Raw genomic sequence first — 21,289 nt, 5'->3', positions numbered from 1 at the left:
ACGCCACGCTATGTCGCATTCGGCCTTGCGCTGGCGTTTCCCTTACGGCCATTATCCTCCTGACAAAAACAAGAATGGCTACGGCCGAACCGTCCAGTGAGGAGAACCCATGTCTAAAGAACTCGAATTCCTGAGCCACAGCGTGGCCAGAGGAAAACTCAGCCGTCGCGACTTTCTTGGCCGCGCCGCAGCGCTTGGCGTCAGCGCCGCCTTCGCCAACACGCTGCTTTCCGACGCGGCCCGCGCCGAAGGGCCGGTGAAGGGCGGCATGCTCAAGGCCGGCCTGCAAGGCGGCGAGTCCTCCAACGTGCTCGACCCGGCGCTGAACCTTTCCCAGGTGAACTTCAGCTTCGGCAAATGCTGGGGCGAACTGCTGGTCGAGCTGAAGCCCGACGGCGGCCTGGAAAACCGCATCGCCGAGGAGATCGGCTCCAGCCCCGACGCCAAGACCTGGACCATGAAGATCCGCAAGGGCATCCAGTTCCACGACGGCAAGGAAGTGGCGCCGGCCGACGTGATGGCGACGCTCGAGCGCCACGCCGACGAGAAGTCGAAATCGGCCGCGCTTGGCATCCTGCAGGGCATCGACACGATGAAGGTGGACGGCGATGCCGTCGTCGTCACGTTGAAGGACGCCAACGCCGACTTCCCGTACCTGATGGCGGACTATCACCTCGTCATCCAGCCGAACGGCGGCAAGGACAACCCGAACGCCGGCATCTCGGCCGGTCCCTACAAGGTCACCGTCAACGAGCCGGGCGTGCGCTACGGCGGCGAGAAGTTCGCCAACTACTGGCAGGGCGACAAGCTCGGCCACGCCGACCAGGTGGAGATCGTCGTCATCAACGACCCGACGGCACGCACCGCGGCGCTGCAGGGCGGCCAGGTCAACATGATCAACCGCGTCGAGCCGAAGATCGTCGACCTGATCAAGCGCGTCCCGGGCGTCACCATTCAGACAGTGTCGGGCCGCGGCTTCTATCCCTTCAACATGTTCTGCGACACCGCGCCCTTCGACAACAACGACCTCAGGATGGCGCTGAAGCTCGCCATGGACCGCGACGAGATGCTCGACAAGATCCTGCGCGGCTACGGCGAGGTCGGCAACGACATGCCGGTCAACAAGGCCTATCCGCTGTTCTCCGACGACATCGAGCAGCGCAAGTTCGACCCCGAGAAGGCGGCCGAATTCTACAAGAAGTCCGGCCACTCCGGCTCGATCCTTCTCAGAACCTCGGACGTCGCCTTCCCCGGCGCGGTGGACGCCGCCCAGCTCTACCAGCAGAGCTGCGCCAAGGCCGGCATCAAGATCGAGATCAAGCGCGAGCCGGGCGACGGCTACTGGTCGGAAGTGTGGAACAAGCAGCCCTTCTCGCTGTCCTACTGGGGCGGCCGGGCGACGCAGGACCAGATGTATTCCACCGCCTACATTTCCAGCGCCGACTGGAACGACACGCGCTGGAAGCGGCCGGAATTCGACAAGATGGTCATCGCCGCGCGCGGCGAACTGGACGAGGCCAAGCGCAAGAAGATGTATCGCGACATGGGCCTGATGATGCGCGACGAGGGCGGCCTGCTGGTGCCCTTCTTCAACCAGTACATCGACGCCTCCGGCAAGGGCGTGCAGGGCTGGGTGAACAACCCCGCGCAGGAAATGTGCGGCGGCTACGCGCTGGCGATGTGCTGGCTCGAAGCCTGACCGGCGATTGCGGGGCCGGCGCCGCGCGCCGGCCCCTTTCCTCCTCCACGCACGCATCCGCTCCAATCCGAGGCCCCGTGGCAGGCTTTCCATGTCCTTTCCGATCCTGAAGCTGATCGCGCAGCGCATCGCGCTGGGCATCGTTCTCCTGTTCGCCGTTTCGATCCTGATCTTCGTCGGCACGCAGATCCTGCCCGGCGACGTGGCGCAGTCGATCCTCGGCCAGGCGGCGACGCCGCAGGCGCTGGCCAATCTGCGCGAGCAGCTCGGCCTCAACGATCCCGCCTATATCCGTTATTTCCGCTGGCTGGGCGGCGTGCTCACCGGCGACCTTGGCACGGCGCTGACCAGCGGCCAGGACATCGCCTCCTCCATCTGGCCCCGGCTGGAAAACACGCTGTTCCTGGCCGGCTGCGCGGCCGTCGTCGCGGTGCCGCTCGCCATCATCCTCGGCCTGCTCGCCGTGCGCTATCGCAATGGCCCCATCGACAAGGTCATCTCGGCCTTCGCGCTTGCCTCCACCTCGTTTCCGGAATTCTTCATCGGCTACCTGCTGGTCTATTTCTTCGCCGTGAAGTGGCAGGTCTTCCCGGCCATCTCGACCGTGTTCGACGGCATGCCGTTCCTGCAAAGGCTGCAGGCGGTGGTGCTGCCGGCGACGGCGCTGACCCTGGTGGTGCTCGCCCACATGATGCGCATGACGCGCGCGGCGATCCTCAACGTCATGCAGTCGGCCTATATCGAGACGGCGGAACTGAAAGGCCTCAGGCCCTTCGACATCATTCGCAAGCACGCCTTCCCCAACGCGGTCGCGCCGGTGGTCAACGTCGTCATGCTCAACCTCGCCTATCTGGTGGTCGGCGTGGTCGTGATCGAGGTCATCTTCGTCTATCCCGGCATGGGGCAATATCTCGTCGACCACGTCGCCAAGCGCGACGTACCGGTGGTGCAGGCGGTCGGCCTGATCTTCGCCGCCGTCTACATCGTCTTGAACATCATCGCCGACATCGCCGCGATTCTCGCCAATCCGCGGCTCAGGCATCCGAAGTAGGGGGCGCCGATGCTTGACCTGAAACGCATCCCCGTCGGCGCCTGGCTCGGCCTCGTCCTTACCGGCCTGTTCCTCATCTGCGCCATCTTCGCGCCGTGGATCGCGCCGCACGGCAACGGCGAGATCGTCGGCGACGTGTGGGAACCGATGTCGGCGGCGCATCTCCTGGGCACCGACAATCTCGGCCGCGACCTGCTTTCGCGCATGATCTACGGCGCCCGCATCACCATCCTGATCGCGGTTCTGGCCACCGCGCTGTCCTTCTCGCTCGGCGCCATCCTCGGCTTCACCGCAGCCGCCGTCGGCGGCTGGTTCGACACGCTGGTGTCGCGCTTCGTCGACCTCCTGATGTCGATCCCGACGCTGATCTTCGGCCTCGTCGTGCTGTCGGTCCTGCCGACCAACACGCTCACCCTGATCCTCGTCATGGGCATTCTCGATTCCACCCGCGTCTATCGTCTGTCGCGCGCGGTGGCTGTCGACATCAACGTCATGGATTTCGTCGAGGCGGCGAAGCTGCGCGGCGAAGGCATGCGCTGGATCATCTTCCGCGAGATTCTGCCCAACGCGCTGTCGCCGCTGGTTGCCGAACTCGGCGTGCGCTTCATCTTCGCGGTGCTGTTCCTTTCGGCGCTGTCCTTCCTCGGCCTCGGCGTGCAGCCGCCGGACTCCGACTGGGGCGGCATGGTCAAGGAAAACAAGGACGGCATCGTCTTCGGCATTCCGGCGGCGCTGATCCCGGCGGCGGCGATCGCCGTGCTCGCCATCTCCGTCAACCTCGTCGCCGACTGGGTGCTGAACCGCACGACCGACCTCAAGGGAGGACGCGGCAATGGCTAAGACCACGACCCAGACGGCCAAGCCGGAAACGCTGCTCGACATCCGCAACCTGAGGATCGAGGCAACCGTCTATCCACCCGGCGAGGCGCCGAAGTCCGTCACGCTCGTCCATGACGTGTCGCTGACCCTGAAGCGCGGCAAGGTGCTCGGCCTGATCGGCGAGTCCGGCGCCGGCAAGTCGACCATCGGCCTGTCCTCCATGGCCTATGGCCGCGGCGGCGTGCGCATCACCGGCGGCGAGATCGTGCTGAACGGCCGCGACATCCTCAAGGCCGGCGCCGGCGGCATCCGCAAGCTGCGCGGCCGCGAGGTATGCTACGTGGCGCAGTCGGCGGCGGCGGCCTTCAACCCCGCGCACAAGCTGATGGATCAGGTGGTGGAAGCCTCGCTGCTGCACGGCGTGGCGACCCGCGCCGAGGCCGAGAAGCGGGCCAAGGCGCTGTTCAAGAAGCTTTCGCTGCCCAATCCCGACACGATCGGCGAGCGCTACCCGCACCAGGTCTCGGGCGGCCAGCTGCAGCGCGTCATGACGGCGATGGCGCTGTGCTCCGAACCGGACCTGATCGTCTTCGACGAGCCGACGACGGCGCTCGACGTCACCACCCAGATCGATGTGCTGGCGGCGATCAAGGACGCCATCCGCGACACCCATGTGGCCGCCCTCTACATCACCCACGACCTCGCCGTGGTGGCGCAGGTCTCCGACGAGATCATGGTGCTGCGCCACGGACGGCTGGTGGAATGGGGCGGCACGCGCCAGATCATCAAGGAGCCACGGCAGGAATACACCAACGCGCTCGTTTCGGTGCATGAGATCGAGCACCACGAGCAGAAGGCCGAAGGCGCGCCCTTCCTGTCGGTGAAGAACGTCACGGCCGCCTATGGCGGCGGCGCCGTAAAGGTGCTCAAGAACGTCTCGGTCGACATCCTTCCCGGCCAGACGCTCGCCGTGGTGGGCGAATCCGGCTCCGGCAAGTCGACGCTGGCGCGCGCCATCACCGGGCTTCTGCCGCCCGAACAGGGCTCGATCACCTTCGACGGTCGGCCGCTCGCCAACCGACTGGCCAACCGGCCGAAGGAGGACCTGCGGCAGTTGCAGATGATCTACCAGATGGCCGACGTGGCGATGAATCCGCGCCAGACGGTCGGCACCATCATCGGCCGGCCGCTGGAATTCTATTTCGGCATCAAGGGCGCCGAACGCGACCGCCGCGTCACCCAGCTGCTCGACGAGATCGAGATGGGCAAGGGCTTCGCCGACCGCTATCCGGCGGAACTGTCCGGCGGGCAGAAGCAGCGCGTCTGCATCGCGCGCGCGCTGGCAGCCAAGCCCAAGCTCATCATCTGCGACGAGGTGACCTCGGCGCTCGACCCGCTGGTCGCCAACGGCATCCTGAAGCTGCTGCTCAACCTGCAGCAACAGGAGAATGTCGCCTATCTCTTCATCACCCACGATCTCGCCACGGTGAAGTCGATCGCCGATTCCATCGCGGTGATGTATCGCGGCGAGGTGGTGCGCTACGGCTCCAAGAGCAAGGTGCTGACGCCGCCTTTCGACGCCTATACCGACCTTCTGCTTTCTTCGGTGCCGGAAATGGAGATCGGCTGGCTGGAAAAGGCGATCGCCGGCCGCCGCATGGAGAGCGCGGGGAACTGAAGGCGACGCTTACCGCCCCTTCCACACCGGGTCGCGCTTCTCGGCGAAGGCCTTGAAGCCTTCGAGATTGTCTTCCGAGCCGTAGAGCACATCGACGGTGGCGAGTTGCCTGCGGGTGACGCGGTTCATGATGTCCTGGAACTTTTGCCCCTCGGCCTCGCGCGCGGTCTCCTTGATGGCGGCGAAGACCAGCGGCGGGCCGCCTGCGAGCAGGCGGGCGATCTCCCACACCCGGTCCTCCAGCTTTTCCTTCGGCAGCACCTCGTTGACGAGGCCCCAGCGATGCGCCTCGGCGGCATCCATCCAGCGGCCGGTCAAGAGCAGGTCCATGGCGACGTGGTAGGGGATGCGCTTCGGCAGCTTGATCGTCGCGGCATCGGCCAGCGTGCCGGCCTTGATCTCGGGCAGCGCGAAGGAGGAGTGGTCGGAGGCGTAGATCAGGTCGCAGGACAGCGCCAGCTCGAAGCCGCCGCCGACCGCCATGCCGTTGACGCAGGCGATGACCGGCTTGTTCAAGTCGCGCAGTTCCTGCAGGCCGGCGAAGCCGCCGACGCCGTAGTCGCCGTCCACCGCGTCGCCGCTGGCGGCGCCCTTGAGGTCCCATCCGGCGCAGAAGAACTTGTCGCCGGCCGTCCTGACGATGGCGACGCGGAGTTCCGGATCGTCGCGGAACGCCTTGAACGTCTGGCCCATCAGCCGCGACGTCTCCATGTTGATGGCGTTGGCCTTCGGCCGGTCGAGCGTGACTTCGAGGATCGCGCCCTCGCGGCGCGTGGTGATGACGTCGGTCATGGCAAAGCTCCTGCGTTCCCCTCCCCCTCGAGGGGAGGGTGGCCGGACGAAGTCCGGTCGGGTGGGGTCGTCGCGGCCAAATGAGGGGCCGATCCATTTTCGGAAGTCGGCGTACTGTCGCCGCCGACCCCCTCCGGCCGTGCAGCCTGTCCTCGTGGCCAAAGGCCAGACCCGGAGGCGGCCACCTCCCCCTCAAGGGGGGAGGAAAGAACGAGCAGCGCATCGGCGATCCAGGCGCCCTCGCCCTGCTTGCAGACGATCAGCGGGTTGACGTCCAGTTCCTCGACGGCATCGCCATGGGCGACCACGAAATCCGCGATGCCGGCGATCGCGTCGGTAGCCGCCGCAAGATCGGCCTTGGCGCGGCCGCGATAACCGTCGAGCAGCGGGAACAGTTTCAGGCCGCGCAGCGCCGTCTCGATCTCCGTGCGCGAAGCCGGCAACAGCAGCGTGGCGCCGTCCTTCAGCAGTTCCACCAGCACGCCGCCCGAGCCCAGCGTCATCACCGGGCCGAACACGGCGTCGCGGGTGAAGCCCACGATGAGTTCGGCAACGCCGCCCTGCACCATGCGCTCGACATAGAGGCCAGCGCCGAGCGGCAGAAGCGCCTCGGCGGCCGCGCGCACATCGTCAGCGGATTTGAGATCGAGCCGCACCGCGCCGGCCTCCGACTTGTGGGCGACGCCCAACGCCTTCAGCGCGACGGGAAAGCCGAGCTTCTCGGCGGCCGAAACCGCTTCCGCCACGCTTCCGGCGCGCAGGCCCGGCGGAATCGGCAGGCCGGCGGCCGCGAGCATAGATTTGGCGGCTGCTTCGTCGGGATAGCAGGGCGCGGTGGAGTCCGTATCAGGAAGCGTCGTGGACAGCATACCCCCACCCCTCAAGGGGAAGGGGGACTCAGGGAGCGGCAGCTTCCCCTCCCCCTTGAGGGGAGGGGGTGACACCACCGAACTTTTCCACGCCTCGCCTACGAACGCCGCCGCCTCGGCCGCGTCGAAAGCCTCGGCAATGCCGTGCAGGGGCACGATGCCACGCCGCAGCAGCTCGGCCGAATGGCCTTCCGGCAAGTTCTCGCCCATCGAGGCGACGATGGCGCCCTTGGCGTTGTTTTCAGTCAGCGCCGTCTCGAACGCATTGACCGTAATCCACCAGTCGGCGTCGGAGCAGCGGTCGGTACGCGGGAAATCCAGCACCAGCAAATTCAGGCCGAAGCCGCCCGAGGCCATGGCGCCGAAGGTCGCCGCCAGCGCCTCTTCCTTGGCCCAGATATAGGTGTTGTAGTCGAGCGGATTGGCGACGGCCACCAGCGGCCCGAGCGTTTCCTGCACGCGCGCCTTGTGCGCCGCCTCCAGCGACGGGAAATGCACGCTGCGCCCGACGGCCGTATCGGCCATTACTGAGGCCTCGCCGCCGGAACAACTCATGGAAGACAGTGTGCGCGATTCCAGCGACCCGACCGCATGCAGCAGCTTCAGGGCCTCGAGAAAGGACGGGATGGTATCCAGACGCGGAATGCCGAGCCGGCGCAGGAAGGCGTCGGAGGCGGCATCGGAGCCGGCCAGCGAGGCGGTGTGCGAGATGGTGGCGGCACGCGCCTGCTCGGAGCGGCCGACCTTCATGGCGACGATGGGCTTGTTCAATTCGCGCGCCCGCGCCGCCAGCCGTTCGAAGCCGGCGACTGAATCGAACCCCTCGATGTGCAGGCCGAGCGCGGTGACGCGGTCGTCCTCGATGAGCCCCAGCGCCATTTCCGACAGGCCCGTCTGCGCCTGGTTGCCTGCCGTCATCAGGAAGGCGACGGGCAGGCCGCGCGTCTGCATGGTGAGGTTGCAGGCGATGTTGGAGGACTGGGTGATGATGCCGACGCCGCGCTCGCCCGCGCCGAGCCGGCGGCCGCCATGCTGGTCGGGCCACAGAAGCGCGCCGTCGGCGTAGTTGATCAGGCCGTAGCAGTTCGGGCCGATGATCGGCATGGAACCGGCAGCATCGATCAGGTCCGCCTGCAGGCGCTCGCCGTCGGCATCGTAGCTGCCCGTCTCGCGAAAACCCGCGGCAAAGCAGATGGCTCCGCCCGCCCCCATGGCGGAAAGCTGGCGGATGATGTCGATGGTGAGATTGCGGTTGACGGCGACGAAGGCGGCGTCGGGCGCGCCCGGCAGATCGGCGACCGACTTGAAGGCCGGCACGCCGTGCACCTCGGCGCGGCTGGGATGCACCGGCCAGATCGCGCCGGCATAATTCATCTTCAGGCACTGCTCGACGACGTTGGTGCCGAAGGCGCCGCCGCCAATGATGGCAACGGACTTGGGGCGCAGGAGACGGGAAAGGTCGCGGACAGGCGTCATGGTTTGGCGATCACGGAAGGGTTGCTCGCGTCGGCCGTCGACGCGCGGAGTTTTTCGAGTTCCGGCAGATATTGAGCGGTCGCCTCCACGCCTTGCGGGCTCAAGGCGTAAATGCCGACGCCGATCCTCTCGAACCAGCCATAGTGATTGTCGGCCATCAGGCGACGCGCGTGGCCGATGCTGGTCTGGCGGGCGACCTCGGCGGCTTTCGTCGGGCCGCGTTCGTCGAGCAGGTTGAGGCAGCGCAACGCTTCCTGGCGATAGCCGGTCACCAGATTGCGCCGCGTCGCGCCGCCAAGGTTCGGGTCGCCGACCAGCCGTTCGAATTCCCGCAGAAGCCGCGTCTTTCGCGGCCTGGACTGCCGTGGCTTGTAGGGCGCGGGGTCGCAATGGATTTCGGTGTAGCCATCGGCGAGACGAACCGTGATGAGGCCAAGACCGAGCCGCCGGCACAGCTTCCTGTTCTCGACCAGCGCCTTCAGCGAGGCACGCCCCGTTCCGCGCGGCACGGCGACATAGACCGCATCGCTGATCGCCTGGCGCTGGATCGCCTGATGGAACAGCGACAGCGAGAAACCGGCCTTCAGTTCGACGATTACGGGTTCGTCGCCTTCGCGCATGGCGACGACGTCGGCGGCGCCAACCTCGCCCTTGACCGTATAGCCCTGCGTTTCGAGCAGACGCTTCACGGGCAGGTAAAGGTCGGTTTCCTTGATGCCGGTCTTCGCCATTTTCGCCGGACTAACCTCCGACAGCCCTGAGCAGCGCGCGGCTGATGATGTGCCGCTGGATTTCGCTCGTCCCTTCCCAGATGCGCTCGACGCGGGCGTCGCGCCAGATGCGCTCCAAGGGCAGGTCGTCCATCAGGCCCATGCCGCCGTGAATCTGGATCGCCTCGTCGGCGATGAAGGCCAGAACCTCCGTCGCCTTCAGCTTGGCCATCGCCATGTCCTCGTCGGTGACGGCGCCCTGGTCGTATTTCCAGCCGGCCTCGCGGGTCAGCAGTTCGGCCGCCTTCAGTTCCGTCGCCATGTCGGCCAGCTTGAAGGACACGCCCTGGAACTTGCCGATCTGCTGGCCGAACTGCTGGCGCTGCGCGGCATATTCGATCGAGTGCGCCAGCGCCCGTTCGGCACGGCCGAGGCAGGTGGACGCCACCTGGAGCCGGGTAGCGCCGAGCCAGCTATTGGCGACCTCGAAGCCCTTGTGGACTTCGCCCAGCACCTGTTCCTTCGGCAGCCGGCAATCGTCGAACTCCAGCACGGCGTTGGTGTAGCCGCGATGCGAGACGTTGCGGTAGCCCTCGCGCACGGCAAAGCCCTTGGTGCCCTTGTCGACGAAGAAAGCGGTGATCTTCTTACGCTTGCCGCGTGGGGAATCCTCCTCGCCCGACGCCATGAAGACGATAGCGAAACCGGCGATATCGGCATGGCTGATAAAATGCTTGGTGCCGTTCAGGACAAAATCGTCGCCGTCCTGCACGGCGGTCGCCTTCATGCCGCGCAGGTCCGAGCCGGCGCCGGGCTCGGTCATGGCGAGACAATCCCAGGTCTCGCCGCGAATGCAGGGATAAAGGTACTTTTCCTTCTGTTCCTCGGTGCCGGCGAGCAGGATGTTGGAGGGCCGCGCCACGCAGGTCCAGTGCAGCGCGTAGTTGGCCTTGCCCAGTTCCTTCTCGTAGAGCAGCCAGGACAGCGTATCCAAGCCCGCGCCGCCGACTTCGGCCGGCATGTTGGCGGCATAGAGCCCGGCGGCCATCGCTTTCTGCTGGAGCTCCTTGATCAGGTCCATCTCGAGCTTGCCGGTGCGCTCCACCTCCCGCTCGTGCGGGTAAAGCTCGTTCTCGACGAAGGCGCGGGTGGTGTCGACGATGGCGCGCTGTTCTTCCGAAAGGCCGAAGTTCATGGCTTCACCTGTAACATTGGTCGTGCGTCCTTCGAGGCTCGCTTCGCTCGCACCTCAGGATGAGGGAGGTCAGCGCAAACGCTTTGTGCCGGGTTTGGCGCCCTGCGGTCCTCATCCTGAGGTGCGAGCGAAGCGAGCCTCGAAGGACGCACGACGGATTTCATGACGTCAGGCTTTCTTTGCCTTCTTCTTCACCGGCTTGGCGGCCTTCGCCTTGGCGGCCGCCTTGGAGACAGGCTTCTTCGCCGCAGCCAGCTTGCCGAGGCGCTTCACATAATCCTTGTGCAGCGCGCCGGCGCCCCAGCCCTTGCCCTTGTTGGTCTTCGACAGCACGTCCATGATGCCGACGAGGTTCTCGTCGCGGATTTTTTCCAGTTCCCGGATCGACCATTGCGCGGACTGGTCGTCGGACTGGGAGGCGATCAGGTCGACCAGCTCGTCGTTGAACTCCGGCACGTCCATCAGCTTGGTCCACGGCCATTTCAGGCAAGGCCCGAACTGCGCCATGAAGTGGCGCATGCCGGCCTCGCCGCCGGCGACGCGGTAGACCTGGAACATGCCCATCTGCGCCCAGCGCAGGCCGAAGCCATAGCGCATGATGTCGTCCAGTTCCTCGACCGAGCAGATGCCGTCCTTGATGAGCCACAGCGCCTCGCGCCATGCCGCTTCCAGCAGGCGGTCACCGACGAAGGCCTCGATCTCCTTGCGGATGACGACGGGCTTCATGCCGATCGAGGCATAGATCTCCTTGGCGACCTCGATCGCCTCCGGGAAGGTCTGGGCACCGCCGACGATCTCGACGATCGGCAGGAGATAGACCGGGTTGAACGGGTGGGCGACGACCAGCCGCTCGGGGTGTTTCTTCATCGCCACCTGCATGTCGGACGGTTTTATCCCCGAGGTGGAGGAGCCGACGATGGCGTTGGCTGGGGCGTGCAGGTCGATCTCGGCCAGCACCTTGTGCTTGAGGTCTAGCCGTTCCGGCACGCTTTCCTGGATCAGGTCGGCGTCGGCCACGGCTTCGGCGATGGTTTTGGCGAAGGTCAGCTTGCCCTCCTTGGGCAGGCCGTCAGGAAGCATCTGCTTGTAGGCGCGGCGCGCGCCCTTCATCACTTCAGAGACCTTGCGCGAGGCCTCCGGATCGGGATCGAAGATCGAAACGTCGATGCCGTTGAGCAAGAGGCGCGCGACCCAGCCGGCGCCGATAACCCCGCCGCCAACCGCGGCTGCCTTGGTGATGGTCATGATCTTTCCCCCTATGCCGCCAGCGGCGCGCGCTTGGTGAGGCCGAGCTTCTTGCGCACCTCTTCCGGTCCCAGCACGCGCGCGCCCATGCGCTCGACGATGCCGACGGCGCGGTCCACCAGTTGCGCGTTGGTGGCGAGCACGCCCTTGTCGAGCCACAGATTGTCTTCCAGCCCGACGCGGACATTGCCACCGGCGAGCACCGCCGCCGCCGCATAGGCCATCTGGTTGCGGCCGAGCGAGAAGGCAGACCAGGTCCAGTCCGACGGCACGTTGTTGACCATCGCCATGAAGGTGTTGAGGTCGTCCGGCGCGCCCCACGGCACGCCCATGCAAAGCTGCACCAGTGCATCCGCCTTCAGCACCTTTTCCTCGACCAACTGCTTGGCGAACCACAGGTGCCCGGTGTCGAAGGCCTCGATCTCCGGCTTGACGCCCATCGCCGTCATCATGCCCCCCATGGCGCGCAGCATGCCGGGCGTGTTGGTCATGACGTAGTCGGCTTCGTTGAAGTTCATCGTGCCGCAATCGAGCGTACAGATTTCCGGCAGGCACTGGCGCACATGCTCGACGCGGTCGGAGGCGCCGCCCATGTCGGTGCCCTGCTCTTTCAGCGGCAGCGGGTTCTCGACGTCGCCGAACACCATGTCGCCGCCCATACCGGCGGTGAGGTTCAGCACCACGTCGACGTTCGCCGCGCGGATGCGCTCGGTCACCTCGCGGTAGAGCGCAACGTCGCGGCGCGGCTTGCCGGTCTCGGGATCGCGCACATGGCAGTGGACGATGGCAGCACCCGCCTTGGCCGCCTCGATCGCCGAATCAGCGATCTGCTTGGGCGAACGCGGCACATGCGGGCTGCGGTCCTGCGTGCCGCCCGATCCGGTCACGGCACAGGTGATGAAAACCTCCCGGTTCATGGCAAGCGGCATCGTCATCCTCCCGGCTGCTGCATCCAGGTATCGATCATCGCCCCGCTTGCGCGGCCATGCTTTGCGTTTTACGAAGGCAACATGCCACAAACCGCAAGAGCGACGGTCTTCCGCACCGAACATGCGCCGCTGAGGGTGACGTTCCTGGTGTTCTCCGGCGCATCCATCATGTGCGTGGCGTCGGCCGTCGATCCGCTGCGCGCCGCCAACCGCATCGCCGGCGAGAGGCTGTTCGATTTCCGGCTGGTGTCGGTCACTGGCGAGGCGCCGGTGACCACCTGCGGCCTGCCGGTCGCCGTTTCCGGCCGCTTCGATCCAACCGAGAAGACCGACATGCTGGCGGTGGTGGCCGGCTTCGGCACGCAGAACTACGCCACAGCGGCGCTGCTGTCGGGGCTCAGGCGGGCGGCGCGCTCGGCCCGCGCCTATGGCGGCATCGAGGCCGGCACATGGCTGGTCGGCCGCGCCGGCCTGCTGGACGGCCGCGCCGCGACGACGCACTGGGAGGATATGGAGGATTTCGCCGCCGCCTTTCCCGATGCCGACGTCAGGCCCGACCGCTACGTCATCGACGGTCCCGCCTTCACCACCGGGGGTGCCGCGCCGACCTTCGACCTGATGCTGCACCTGATTCGCTCGCGGCTCGGCATGGCGGTGGCGCTCGATGTCGCCAGCGTCTTCATCTACGACCAGGCGCGGGCGGCGACCGACGCGCAGCCGCTGGTGTCGCTCGGCCGGCTCGACGGCTACGACCCGAGGCTGGCGCAGGCGATCCGGCTGATGGAGGCGCATGTCGAGGCGCCGGTGACGGTGGAAGCCATCGCGCGGCGGGCTGGCGTGACGCCGCGCACGCTGGAGACGATCTTCTCCCGGTCGATCGGCGAGACGCCGGGCGCCTACTACCTGCGGCTCAGGCTGACGGCGGCGCGCAAGCTGGTCACCGACACACGCCTGCCACTCGCCGAGATCGCCGGGCGGACGGGGTTTTCGTCCGCCTCGGCGTTTTCAAGGGCGTTTTCGAGGGCGTTCGGGCAGGCGCCCGTCCGATTGCGGCAGAGCTGAGGGATAGTTGTCAGGCGGCGTCCTTGCGGCCGTCGCCAGCGCCGTCGAGCATGTCGCGCATGCGCCGGGCGAGATGCGTTTCCAGCCGGTTGATGACGGCGCGGTCCCATTCGTTGGCGGCATCGGCGGCCGGGCGCGGCATCGCCATCAACCGGTCGAAGATGGAGCCGGCCTCGCCGCCGCGCGCGAGAAGGGCGTCGATCTGGTAGTCTGTATGCATGACGTTCGCCTCCTTTCCAGTTCGTCGCGATATGCCCAGACTATACGGGTTACGTGACGGCTGTTTGAAGGCAAGACAAAGGCGATTGAGGGGCCGGCCGGAGCAAAGTTTTGTCCCGAAATCACGGCTTTGCGAAATCGTCTCCCCGGCGCAGCCGACGGTTAACCGCTGTAACAATTGTTGTGCCGGGAGTGCTCGCGAAAATTGTAAAAGGGCGGCGGGGCGCATCGCATACGGACCCGCCGCGGATGACGGAACCGACACGAGCGACGGTAAGGCAAAGGCTGTACGCATTCCTGATCGCGGGCCTGGGCGGGTTGGCCGCATCGGCCGTTTCGTTTTCAATGGCCGTCTACGAGGCCGCCCATCCACCCGAGACGCCGGTGGCGGCCGCCGGCCAGCAGATCGACACCGGCCGCTGGTTCGTGACCTTGCGCTCGGCGCGCATCGGCACCATTTCGCCGACCGGCGTGCCGCCTTCGAACCCAAAGCAACTCATCATGGTGGATCTCGACGTGGTGAACCGCTCGGCCATGCCGAACAATCTCCTCGGCAAAGTCGTCGTCCCCGCCCCGCTGGCAGCCCCGGCGGGCACAGTGCCGGAAATCCCGACGACTTACCTCGATCGGGACAAGTATTTTGCCAACTACTTCAACCCGAACATGCCCGAACGGGTGACGATGGCCTGGACCTGGCCGCAGGGCATGCCGGTGCCTGAGACGCTGACCGTCACCGTCAAGGGCGAGATCTACAAGCTGCGCGACAATCTTTACGGCGCAACCGGCTGGTATGACGGCGATCCGGTGGCGACCGTCGAACTGCCGGTGGAGCGGGTTCCGTGATCGGCACGCTGCGCACGGCGCTCGCCCTTCTGTTCGCGGCCGCCGTGCTCTACGGCCTGCAGCACACGCGGCCGCGCTACAGCCAGATCACCTCGCCGATCGTCACGACGGGAGGCATGAACGAACGGGTCCAGACCGGCAATTTCGCGCTATCGCTGGACAGCGTGCGGGTGGCCCGCGCACTCGACGTCGAAACCTTTGGCAAGACGAAAGCCTATACGACGCCGGGCGTGTGGGTCGTTGTCGAGGGTACGGCCGAAGCGCGCTACGAGACGCTTTCCCTCACCTCGGCCGACTGGATCAGCAAGGCGGGCGTCCGCTATACCCTGACCGACCGCATACCGGCCACGATCGAGATGCTGCCGGGAGACGTGAACCAGCCAGGCCTGCCGCGCCGCGCGCTGCTCGTCTTCGAGATGCCGCAGGAGGCGGTCGCCGGCGGCGCCGTCGCGGTGACGCGCAGCAAGCTGTCGCCGCTGGACGACGAGGTGCAGATCGCCGTGGATGCCGACACCGACCGGACGGAGCCGAAGATCACGCTCCGCCGCAACAACGAGGGTTTTCCTTGGACCATCCTGCCGCAGCGATGACACCGGCCCGGCGCGGCTACTGGCTGAGCATGGCGGCATTGGCCGTCATCCTGCCGGCGACGCTGGCCGTAAGCGGCTGGGGCGCATTCGTGAACTGGCGCGCAGTGAACGTTCGCGAGCCCACGACCGCGCAGGTGGGGCAGAAAGTGGACTATGCCGGCGCGCAATGGACAGTGACGCGCCTGACACGGCTGGCCGGTGGAGAAGGCCGCGCGGTGGTGCTCGCCGAATTCGAGGCGGTGATCCCCGATCCCGAGGCGCTCGCCAACGTTCCCTGTCAGATCGGCCTTTCCGACGGCGAAGGCCGTACCTGGCAACCGGTGTTTTTGGGCGACCCGGTCGTCAGGGCAATGTATCCGGAAGCGATGCAAAGAGCCTTGTGCGGCGGGCCGAGTTTTGCCGAGGCTCGGGGCGGCGAGCCCGTCAAGATGGCGGCAAGCTTCGCCATCCCGGCTTCGGCGAGCGACCTCAAACTGTCGGTCGCCCTGCTCTCCGCGCTGCCTGCCTATCTGAGCGTCAGCGAGCCTCAGCCCTGAATTGCAGCGGCATTGCGTTCCCGTGCGCTTCCCTGCGCGACCGCCGTTTCCAGCACGGCCGCCAGCAGGGCGATGCGAACCGCATCCAGCACTATGCCGCCGTTCATATCGCTCGGACTGCCGATGAACACGCTGATGATATCGGCGAAAACCTGCCAGGTCGCCAGGTCATGCGCGCCGATCAGTCTTGTCAGGCCATACCATAGCCACATGCCCGTCCACGAAATCGCCTGATAGGCGATGACGAAGGTGATCAGCGTGGCAAGGCCGGCGCCGAGGGTCAGCTTCAGGCATGTCCACACCGGCGCATAGCGGCTGCGATAGCCGCCTAGAAAATGCCGGGTGAAATCCTGCAGCCACCTGCGCCAGGTGCTGGAGCGCGACGGCGCGGGCGAAGCGGCGGGCGGCGCCGAAAGCTCGTAGCCGTTGATGACGGCGGCCATCACCAGCCAGACCATCGGCAGCAGCGCATAGAAAAAGAGAGCCTGCAACTGATCGCCAAGCGGAACCGGCCGGAACTCGACCGGAACGAAGTCGCCGGCCGCCCAGGCCGCCGTTACCGGGGAAAGAAGATCGAACGCGCTCTGCTGCAGGATGGAGGCAGCGCCGAGCCAGCGGATGAACTGATCCTTCCACACGCTGAGCGCGTAGAGACCGATGAATATCCATGTCGCGTCGGCCGCCACCACCACCAGACGCCAGTAGGGATGGGATGCGCGGCTGTTGAGCCGCTTGGCCACGAACCGCACCAGCCAGCAGGCCACGATGGACAGGACCACGCCACCGGATTGCAGGATGGAGAAGATGTCGAGCCTCTCGCCGAACGCGACCTGCGCCAGCGCCATGCGCGAATATTCGCGCACGGTGTCGCCGAGAAAGCCCCAGGCGGCATAATAGGCGAAGAAGGGAAGGACGGCGGCGGCGGTGATGGCGAGGATCGGCTCGCGCTGGTTTTCGTCGGTGGCCTTGCCGGCGGCGCTGCGGCGCAGGGCCATGAGCGCCGGCAGGAACGGACGCAGCACCACGAACATCATGACCAGCAGGGTGAGCTTTGCGAGCACGACGAAAGAGAGGACGACCATGCCGCCGAGCGGGAAGCCGAGGCCGACCTTCACCGCGCCCTGCAACAGGAGATCGCGGGCGATCATGCCGAGACAGCCGATCAGCAGCAATTGCGGCCAGCAGGCGACGAGCAGCCGGCCCGTCAGGGCCAATGGCCGGACAATGTCGTCAAGCGTCTGCGTCATGGCGTCCCGCGGCTCCGTAGGGTCGCGGCATCATTCCCATGGACGGGGGCGGGTTCAAACCGTCCGCGGTTGATTTGATCGCCGGTAACGCAAGTTTACCGCGCCCGGACGCCGCACGCTCTCTCACACGTAGCGGTTGACGACGTTCTCCAGGAATTCCTGGCGTCCCGAACGCGGCTCGGGCTCGATGCCATCCTTCACCACGCGCTGGGCGACGTCTTCCAGCGTGCGCTTGCCCGACAGCATCGCCTGCGCCTCCACGCTTTTCCAGCCGGCATAGCGTTCGGCCAGCGGGCCGGACAGCGCCTTGTCCTCGACCATCCGGGCTGCCGCCTTCAGGCCGCGCGCGCAGCAATCCATACCGCCGATATGGGCGATCAGAAGATCCTGCGGGTCGAGCGACTGGCGCCGCAGCTTGGCATCGAAGTTGGTGCCGCCTGTGGTGAAGCCGCCGGCCTGCAGCACCTGATAATAGGCGAGTGCCATTTCCGGCACGTTGTTGGGAAACTGGTCCGTGTCCCAGCCGGACTGGTAGTCGTTGCGGTTCATGTCGATGGAGCCGAAGATGCCGAGCGCGTTGGCGAGCGCCAGTTCGTGCTCGAAGGAGTGGCCGGCGAGGATCGCGTGGCCCTGCTCGATGTTGACCTTGACCTCGCCCTCCAGCCCGAACTTCTTCAGGAAGCCGTACACCGTTGCGACGTCGTAGTCGTACTGGTGCTTGGTCGGTTCCTGCGGCTTCGGCTCGATCAGGATCGTGCCCTTGAAGCCGATCTTCTTTTTGTAATCGACAACCATCGACAGGAAGCGACCGGCCTGCTCCTGCTCCTGGCGCAGGTCGGTGTTGAGCAGCGTCTCGTAGCCCTCGCGTCCGCCCCACAGCACGTAGTTCTGGCCGCCCAGTTTCTTGGTCACGTCGATGCATTTCTTCACCGTGGCGGCGGCATAGGCGAACACGTCCGGGTCGGGATTGGTGGCGGCACCCGCCATGAAGCGCCGGTGCGAGAAGAGGTTCGCCGTGCCCCACAAGAGCTTGACGCCAGTCTCCTTCTGCTTGGCGGCGAAGATGTCGGCGATCTCGTCGAGGCGTGCCGCGCTCTCGGCGAAGTTTTTGCCTTCCGGCCGCACGTCGGCGTCGTGGAAGCAGTAGAAGGGCACGCCAAGCAGCGAAAACATTTCGAAGGCGACGTCGGCCTTCAGCTTCGCCTTGTCCATCGAGTCGGCCGAACCCCCATCGGGAAACCACGGCCGGTCAAAAGTCTGGCCGCCGAACGGGTCGCCACCCGGCCAGGCGAAGGAATGCCAGTAGGCGACGGAAAAGCGCAGATGGTCCTCCATGCGCTTGCCGGCGACCATCTCGTCTGGATTGTAGAAGCGGTAGGCGAGCGGATTGGTTGAATCCGGGCCCTCGTACCGGATTTTCCTGATGTCGCCGAAGAAGCCGGTGCTCACGTCATGTCCTCCTGAAATTTCTGGCTGCGGCCTCGCCGCGATTACCCCGGACGTAATTGGTTCGCCGACGAGGGCGAAGGAAAAGGGTCACGTCAAAACACGAACACGGAGAAAGACGATGACCGACCTTCAGACGATCGCCGAAAACTACATCGCCGCCTGGAACGAGGCCGACCCGGCCACGCGCGAAGCGCTGCTTGCCGCGGCCTTCACCGCGGACATCAGTTATCGCGACCCGATCATGCAGGGCGATGGCCATGCCGGCATCGCTGCGCTGATCGACGGCGTGAAGACGCAGTTTCCCGGCTTCCGCTTTTCGCTGAAGGGCGAGCCGGACGGGTTCGGCGACGCCATCCGCTTTTCGTGGAACCTCGGACCGGCGGGAAGCGAGTCCGTCATTGAGGGCACCGACGTCGGCGTCATCGAGGACGGGCGGCTGAAAACCGTCACCGGCTTCCTCGACAAGGTGCCGGCGCAATAAAGGCTGTTCGACAGGCGACAGGGACGTCTTCACATCACGTCCCTGATCGCAGGATACAGCGCGCGATAGCGCCGGTAGGCGTCCTCATAGGCGCCGGCCAGTTCGGCATCCGGCGTGATCGTCTCTTGTGTAAGCGGAGCCGTGCATATGGACAGCGGGTCCGCAACGGTGGCGGCGATGAGGCCGAGCCGGGCGGCCCCGAAGGCGGCGCCGAAATCGCCGTCGGCGGGAATGTCGACCGGAATGCCGAGGGCGGTGGCGATGGCGCCCAGCCAATAGCGCGAACGTGAGCCGCCGCCGATGGCGGTCACGCGGGTCAGCATCGTGCCGGCCGTCCGCAAGGCTTCGAGACTGTCGCGGAAGGCGAAGGCAACGCCCTCAAGCACCGCCTGCGTCAGCATGGCGCGATGCGATTCGTGCGCCAGGCCGATGAAGGCGCCGCGAATGGCGGAATCGTTGTGCGGCGTGCGCTCGCCCGAAAGATAAGGCAGGAAGGTGACGCCGCCCGGCGCCTTCAGCTTCCCGCCGAGTTCATCGGTGAGTGCTGCCGCATCCTTGCCGGTGATCTCGCACAGCCAGTTCAGCGAATCCGTCGCCGAGAGGATGACGCCCATTTGATGCCATGTATGCGGCAGCGCATGGCAGAAGGTGTGCACCGCGCTTGCCGGATTGGGCAGGTAGGCGCGGTTGGCGGCGAACAGAACGCCCGACGTGCCGAGCGACACGAAGGCATGCCCCTCGCCCACCGTGCCCATGCCGCAGGCGGATGCCGCGTTGTCGCCAGCGCCGCCGGCCACCGGAACGCCGGCAGCCATGCCCCAGCGCGACGCCAGTTCGGCGCGCAGGGCGCCGGCCTTGTCGGTACCCTCGACCAGCGCCGGCATGTGGTTCTCGTCGAGGTCGGTGGCGGCGAGCAGGTCCGGCGCCCAGCGGCGCTTGCCGACGTCGAGCCAGGCGGTGCCTGAAGCGTCCGACATTTCGGAAATGTGCTCGCCGGTCAGCCAGAGCCTGAGATAATCCTTCGGCAGAAGCACCTTGGCCACCCTGGCGAAGACGGCCGGCTCGTTGTTCTTCACCCATGCCAGCTTGGGCGCGGTGAAGCCGGGAAAGACGATGTTGCCGGTGATTTTCCTGAACCGCGGATCGGCATCGAGCGAGGCCGCCTCGGCGTGGCTGCGGGTGTCGTTCCACAAGATACAGGGCCGCAACACCTTGTCTGCCTTGTCGAGGAGGGTGGCGCCGTGCATCTGGCCGGACAGGCCGATGCCCTTGACCGCAGCCAGTTCCTCGCCGTGCGCCGCCTTGAGCTCGGCAATCGCCTCCTCGCAGGCGGCGATCCAGTCGGCCGGGTCTTGCTCAGACCAGCCCGGATGCGGCCGCGATACTTCCAGCGAGGCATGGCCGGAGCCGACGACCTTCTGGTCGCCGTCGATCAGCAGCGCCTTGACGCCGGATGTGCCCAGATCGAGGCCGAGATACATGAGTTCCTCCGTCCGCGCGCCTCGCCGCAGGGCTTTCAGGGTTCGAAATAATCTGGTCGGACCAGATTCTAGGGTAACGAAAGCCGACGGTCAATCGAGCCGCTGGCCATTGTCCTCACGAGCCCGAACGCATCGCCACCGTGGCGATGCCGGCGCCGACCAGCAGCGTGCCGCCGGTGCGGTTGAGCACGCGGATCGCCCGTTCGTTGCGCACGACCGCACGGGCGCGGGCCGCCACCAGCGCGTAGCCGAAGGCATTGGCGAAAGCGAGCAGCAGGAACGTCGCCTCGAAGATAAGCATCTGGGTGAAGAAATCCGCGTGCCGGTCGAGGAACTGCGGCAGGAAGGCGACGAAGAAGGTGATGCTCTTGGGGTTGAGTGCCGTCACCAGCCAGGCATGCGCCGCCATCCTGGAAGCCGAAACGGCATCGGTGCGCGGCTGGGCGCGCAGCGTACCGCCAGCTCGGAACAGCTTTATGCCCAGATAGATCAGGTAGCCGGCACCGACGATCTTGAGGATGGTGAAAACGGTGGCGGAAGCGGCAAGCAGCGCGCCGATGCCGAGCATCGACAGCGTCATGGCGGTGAAATCGCCGAGAGCGACACCGAAAGCCATGGGCAGAGCGGTGCGCCATCCCTGGCCCAGCGCATAGGAGACGACCAGCAGGATCGTCGGACCGGGAATGATCAGCAGGATGGCGGAAGCGGCAACGAAGGCGGCCCAGGTTTCGAGCGGCATGACTTTCTCCTCACGCAAAGAAAAGGATAAATCCCGACGCCCGCCGGGAAGTAAAGGGAAAACGGCAGGCCCGTACGCCAGTCGGGCGGCCTCGCCGCGCTGACGCCGCCACACTCGTTACCCACCAGGCTGTGCGATTCACCCTTTTTCAACCATGACTGGTGAAAATGCGTGTCATT

Annotated in this window: 20 protein-coding genes; 9 read left to right on the top strand and 11 right to left on the bottom strand. The window is 66.1% G+C overall.

Annotation, left to right across the window (positions count from 1 at the left end; genetic code table 11):
• Window positions 1-109 precede the first annotated feature (109 nt).
• The 4 genes from FGU64_RS17245 to FGU64_RS17230 all read left to right on the top strand — a co-directional run bounded on the left by FGU64_RS17245 (window position 110) and on the right by FGU64_RS17230 (window position 5,247).
• Entirely contained in the window at window positions 110-1,699 is a 1,590-nt protein-coding gene (locus tag FGU64_RS17245; RefSeq protein WP_136354666.1) for an ABC transporter substrate-binding protein, read from the top strand.
• A gap of 91 nt (window positions 1,700-1,790) precedes the next feature.
• Window positions 1,791-2,750 carry an ABC transporter permease gene (locus FGU64_RS17240; RefSeq protein ID WP_139954287.1) on the top strand — a complete coding sequence of 320 codons (960 nt, stop codon included), beginning with the start codon at window positions 1,791-1,793 and terminating at the stop codon, window positions 2,748-2,750.
• Window positions 2,751-2,759: 9 nt separating this feature from the next.
• Window positions 2,760-3,590, top strand: a complete 831-nt coding sequence (locus FGU64_RS17235) for an ABC transporter permease (protein ID WP_139954286.1) — start codon at window positions 2,760-2,762, stop codon at window positions 3,588-3,590.
• Entirely contained in the window at window positions 3,583-5,247 is a 1,665-nt protein-coding gene (locus tag FGU64_RS17230) for an ABC transporter ATP-binding protein (protein WP_139954285.1), read from the top strand. The genes FGU64_RS17235 and FGU64_RS17230 overlap by 8 nt, the downstream gene beginning before the upstream one ends.
• Window positions 5,248-5,256: 9 nt before the next feature.
• Here the strand turns inward: FGU64_RS17230 and FGU64_RS17225 are convergent, their stop codons facing one another.
• The 6 genes from FGU64_RS17225 to FGU64_RS17200 form a co-directional block, all read right to left on the bottom strand.
• The gene (locus tag FGU64_RS17225) at window positions 5,257-6,039 is read right to left on the bottom strand and encodes a carnitinyl-CoA dehydratase (protein ID WP_139954284.1); all 783 of its coding nucleotides are present in this window, start codon (window positions 6,037-6,039) and stop codon (window positions 5,257-5,259) included.
• The gene (locus FGU64_RS17220; RefSeq protein WP_139954283.1) at window positions 6,036-8,384 is read right to left on the bottom strand and encodes an acetate--CoA ligase family protein; all 2,349 of its coding nucleotides are present in this window, start codon (window positions 8,382-8,384) and stop codon (window positions 6,036-6,038) included. Before FGU64_RS17220 ends, FGU64_RS17225 begins: the two co-directional genes overlap by 4 nt.
• A complete protein-coding gene (locus tag FGU64_RS17215) occupies window positions 8,381-9,115 on the bottom strand; it encodes a DUF2161 family putative PD-(D/E)XK-type phosphodiesterase (RefSeq protein WP_139954282.1) in 735 nt (244 codons plus the stop codon). The genes FGU64_RS17220 and FGU64_RS17215 overlap by 4 nt, the downstream gene beginning before the upstream one ends.
• Window positions 9,116-9,125: 10 nt before the next feature.
• Window positions 9,126-10,289: an acyl-CoA dehydrogenase family protein gene (locus FGU64_RS17210; protein ID WP_139954281.1), complete on the bottom strand. Its 1,164-nt coding sequence runs from the start codon at window positions 10,287-10,289 to the stop codon at window positions 9,126-9,128.
• 168 nt (window positions 10,290-10,457) lie between these two features.
• Complete coding sequence (locus FGU64_RS17205) at window positions 10,458-11,537, bottom strand: 3-hydroxyacyl-CoA dehydrogenase NAD-binding domain-containing protein (RefSeq protein WP_139955427.1); 1,080 nt, start codon at window positions 11,535-11,537, stop codon at window positions 10,458-10,460.
• Between the two features lie 8 nt (window positions 11,538-11,545).
• Window positions 11,546-12,463 (bottom strand): 3-keto-5-aminohexanoate cleavage protein, encoded by a 918-nt coding sequence (locus FGU64_RS17200; protein ID WP_139954280.1) that lies wholly within the window; start codon window positions 12,461-12,463, stop codon window positions 11,546-11,548.
• Window positions 12,464-12,544: 81 nt separating this feature from the next.
• On the opposite strand from FGU64_RS17200, the gene FGU64_RS17195 reads away from it, so the two are divergent.
• Window positions 12,545-13,525, top strand: coding sequence for a GlxA family transcriptional regulator (locus FGU64_RS17195; RefSeq protein ID WP_139954279.1), 981 nt, complete (start codon window positions 12,545-12,547; stop codon window positions 13,523-13,525).
• Between the two features lie 10 nt (window positions 13,526-13,535).
• On the opposite strand, the gene FGU64_RS17190 is transcribed toward FGU64_RS17195, so the two are convergent.
• A complete protein-coding gene (locus FGU64_RS17190) occupies window positions 13,536-13,745 on the bottom strand; it encodes a hypothetical protein (protein ID WP_139954278.1) in 210 nt (69 codons plus the stop codon).
• A 344-nt stretch (window positions 13,746-14,089) separates the two neighbouring features.
• Here FGU64_RS17190 and FGU64_RS17185 point away from each other — a divergent pair, with 344 nt between their 5' ends.
• The 3 genes from FGU64_RS17185 to FGU64_RS17175 are packed head-to-tail and all read left to right on the top strand — an operon-like array spanning window position 14,090 to window position 15,713.
• A complete protein-coding gene (locus FGU64_RS17185) occupies window positions 14,090-14,587 on the top strand; it encodes a hypothetical protein (RefSeq protein ID WP_139954277.1) in 498 nt (165 codons plus the stop codon).
• A complete protein-coding gene (locus tag FGU64_RS17180; RefSeq protein WP_139954276.1) occupies window positions 14,584-15,177 on the top strand; it encodes a hypothetical protein in 594 nt (197 codons plus the stop codon). Before FGU64_RS17185 ends, FGU64_RS17180 begins: the two co-directional genes overlap by 4 nt.
• Window positions 15,153-15,713, top strand: coding sequence for a hypothetical protein (locus tag FGU64_RS17175; RefSeq protein ID WP_139954275.1), 561 nt, complete (start codon window positions 15,153-15,155; stop codon window positions 15,711-15,713). The genes FGU64_RS17180 and FGU64_RS17175 overlap by 25 nt, the downstream gene beginning before the upstream one ends.
• Here FGU64_RS17175 and FGU64_RS17170 read toward each other — a convergent pair.
• Window positions 15,704-16,960 carry a hypothetical protein gene (locus FGU64_RS17170; protein WP_139954274.1) on the bottom strand — a complete coding sequence of 419 codons (1,257 nt, stop codon included), beginning with the start codon at window positions 16,958-16,960 and terminating at the stop codon, window positions 15,704-15,706. The two genes, FGU64_RS17175 and FGU64_RS17170, sit on opposite strands and share 10 nt — an antisense overlap.
• A 123-nt stretch (window positions 16,961-17,083) precedes the next feature.
• Window positions 17,084-18,409 (bottom strand): xylose isomerase, encoded by a 1,326-nt coding sequence (gene xylA, locus FGU64_RS17165; protein ID WP_139954273.1) that lies wholly within the window; start codon window positions 18,407-18,409, stop codon window positions 17,084-17,086.
• Between the two features lie 118 nt (window positions 18,410-18,527).
• Between xylA and FGU64_RS17160 the strand changes: the two genes are divergently transcribed.
• Window positions 18,528-18,890 carry a nuclear transport factor 2 family protein gene (locus tag FGU64_RS17160; RefSeq protein ID WP_139954272.1) on the top strand — a complete coding sequence of 121 codons (363 nt, stop codon included), beginning with the start codon at window positions 18,528-18,530 and terminating at the stop codon, window positions 18,888-18,890.
• Between the two features lie 29 nt (window positions 18,891-18,919).
• Here the strand turns inward: FGU64_RS17160 and xylB are convergent, their stop codons facing one another.
• Both xylB and FGU64_RS17150 read right to left on the bottom strand, forming a co-directional pair.
• Window positions 18,920-20,371: a xylulokinase gene (gene xylB / locus FGU64_RS17155; RefSeq protein WP_139954271.1), complete on the bottom strand. Its 1,452-nt coding sequence runs from the start codon at window positions 20,369-20,371 to the stop codon at window positions 18,920-18,922.
• 115 nt (window positions 20,372-20,486) lie between these two features.
• Complete coding sequence (locus FGU64_RS17150) at window positions 20,487-21,110, bottom strand: LysE family translocator (RefSeq protein ID WP_139954270.1); 624 nt, start codon at window positions 21,108-21,110, stop codon at window positions 20,487-20,489.
• Window positions 21,111-21,289 lie beyond the last annotated feature (179 nt).

This window comes from Mesorhizobium sp. 8, from assembly GCF_006351905.1.
Classification (GTDB): Bacteria; Pseudomonadota; Alphaproteobacteria; order Rhizobiales; family Rhizobiaceae; genus Mesorhizobium; species Mesorhizobium composti.
The sequence above is the reverse complement of the archived record's forward strand: the minus strand, read 5'-3'. Positions and strand labels throughout refer to the sequence as shown.

Excerpts from the sequence above, each read along its gene's own strand:
- FGU64_RS17245 (WP_136354666.1), top strand. The coding sequence starts at position 110 with ATGTCTAAAGAACTCGAATTCCTGAGCCACAGCGTGGCCAGAGGAAAA.
- FGU64_RS17240 (WP_139954287.1), top strand. The coding sequence starts at position 1,791 with ATGTCCTTTCCGATCCTGAAGCTGATCGCGCAGCGCATCGCGCTGGGC.
- FGU64_RS17235 (WP_139954286.1), top strand. The coding sequence starts at position 2,760 with ATGCTTGACCTGAAACGCATCCCCGTCGGCGCCTGGCTCGGCCTCGTC.
- FGU64_RS17230 (WP_139954285.1), top strand. The coding sequence starts at position 3,583 with ATGGCTAAGACCACGACCCAGACGGCCAAGCCGGAAACGCTGCTCGAC.
- FGU64_RS17225 (WP_139954284.1), bottom strand. The coding sequence starts at position 6,039 with ATGACCGACGTCATCACCACGCGCCGCGAGGGCGCGATCCTCGAAGTC.
- FGU64_RS17220 (WP_139954283.1), bottom strand. The coding sequence starts at position 8,384 with ATGACGCCTGTCCGCGACCTTTCCCGTCTCCTGCGCCCCAAGTCCGTT.
- FGU64_RS17215 (WP_139954282.1), bottom strand. The coding sequence starts at position 9,115 with ATGGCGAAGACCGGCATCAAGGAAACCGACCTTTACCTGCCCGTGAAG.
- FGU64_RS17210 (WP_139954281.1), bottom strand. The coding sequence starts at position 10,289 with ATGAACTTCGGCCTTTCGGAAGAACAGCGCGCCATCGTCGACACCACC.
- FGU64_RS17200 (WP_139954280.1), bottom strand. The coding sequence starts at position 12,463 with ATGCCGCTTGCCATGAACCGGGAGGTTTTCATCACCTGTGCCGTGACC.
- FGU64_RS17195 (WP_139954279.1), top strand. The coding sequence starts at position 12,545 with ATGCCACAAACCGCAAGAGCGACGGTCTTCCGCACCGAACATGCGCCG.
- FGU64_RS17190 (WP_139954278.1), bottom strand. The coding sequence starts at position 13,745 with ATGCATACAGACTACCAGATCGACGCCCTTCTCGCGCGCGGCGGCGAG.
- FGU64_RS17185 (WP_139954277.1), top strand. The coding sequence starts at position 14,090 with ATGGCCGTCTACGAGGCCGCCCATCCACCCGAGACGCCGGTGGCGGCC.
- FGU64_RS17170 (WP_139954274.1), bottom strand. The coding sequence starts at position 16,960 with ATGACGCAGACGCTTGACGACATTGTCCGGCCATTGGCCCTGACGGGC.
- FGU64_RS17160 (WP_139954272.1), top strand. The coding sequence starts at position 18,528 with ATGACCGACCTTCAGACGATCGCCGAAAACTACATCGCCGCCTGGAAC.
- xylB (WP_139954271.1), bottom strand. The coding sequence starts at position 20,371 with ATGTATCTCGGCCTCGATCTGGGCACATCCGGCGTCAAGGCGCTGCTG.
- FGU64_RS17150 (WP_139954270.1), bottom strand. The coding sequence starts at position 21,110 with ATGCCGCTCGAAACCTGGGCCGCCTTCGTTGCCGCTTCCGCCATCCTG.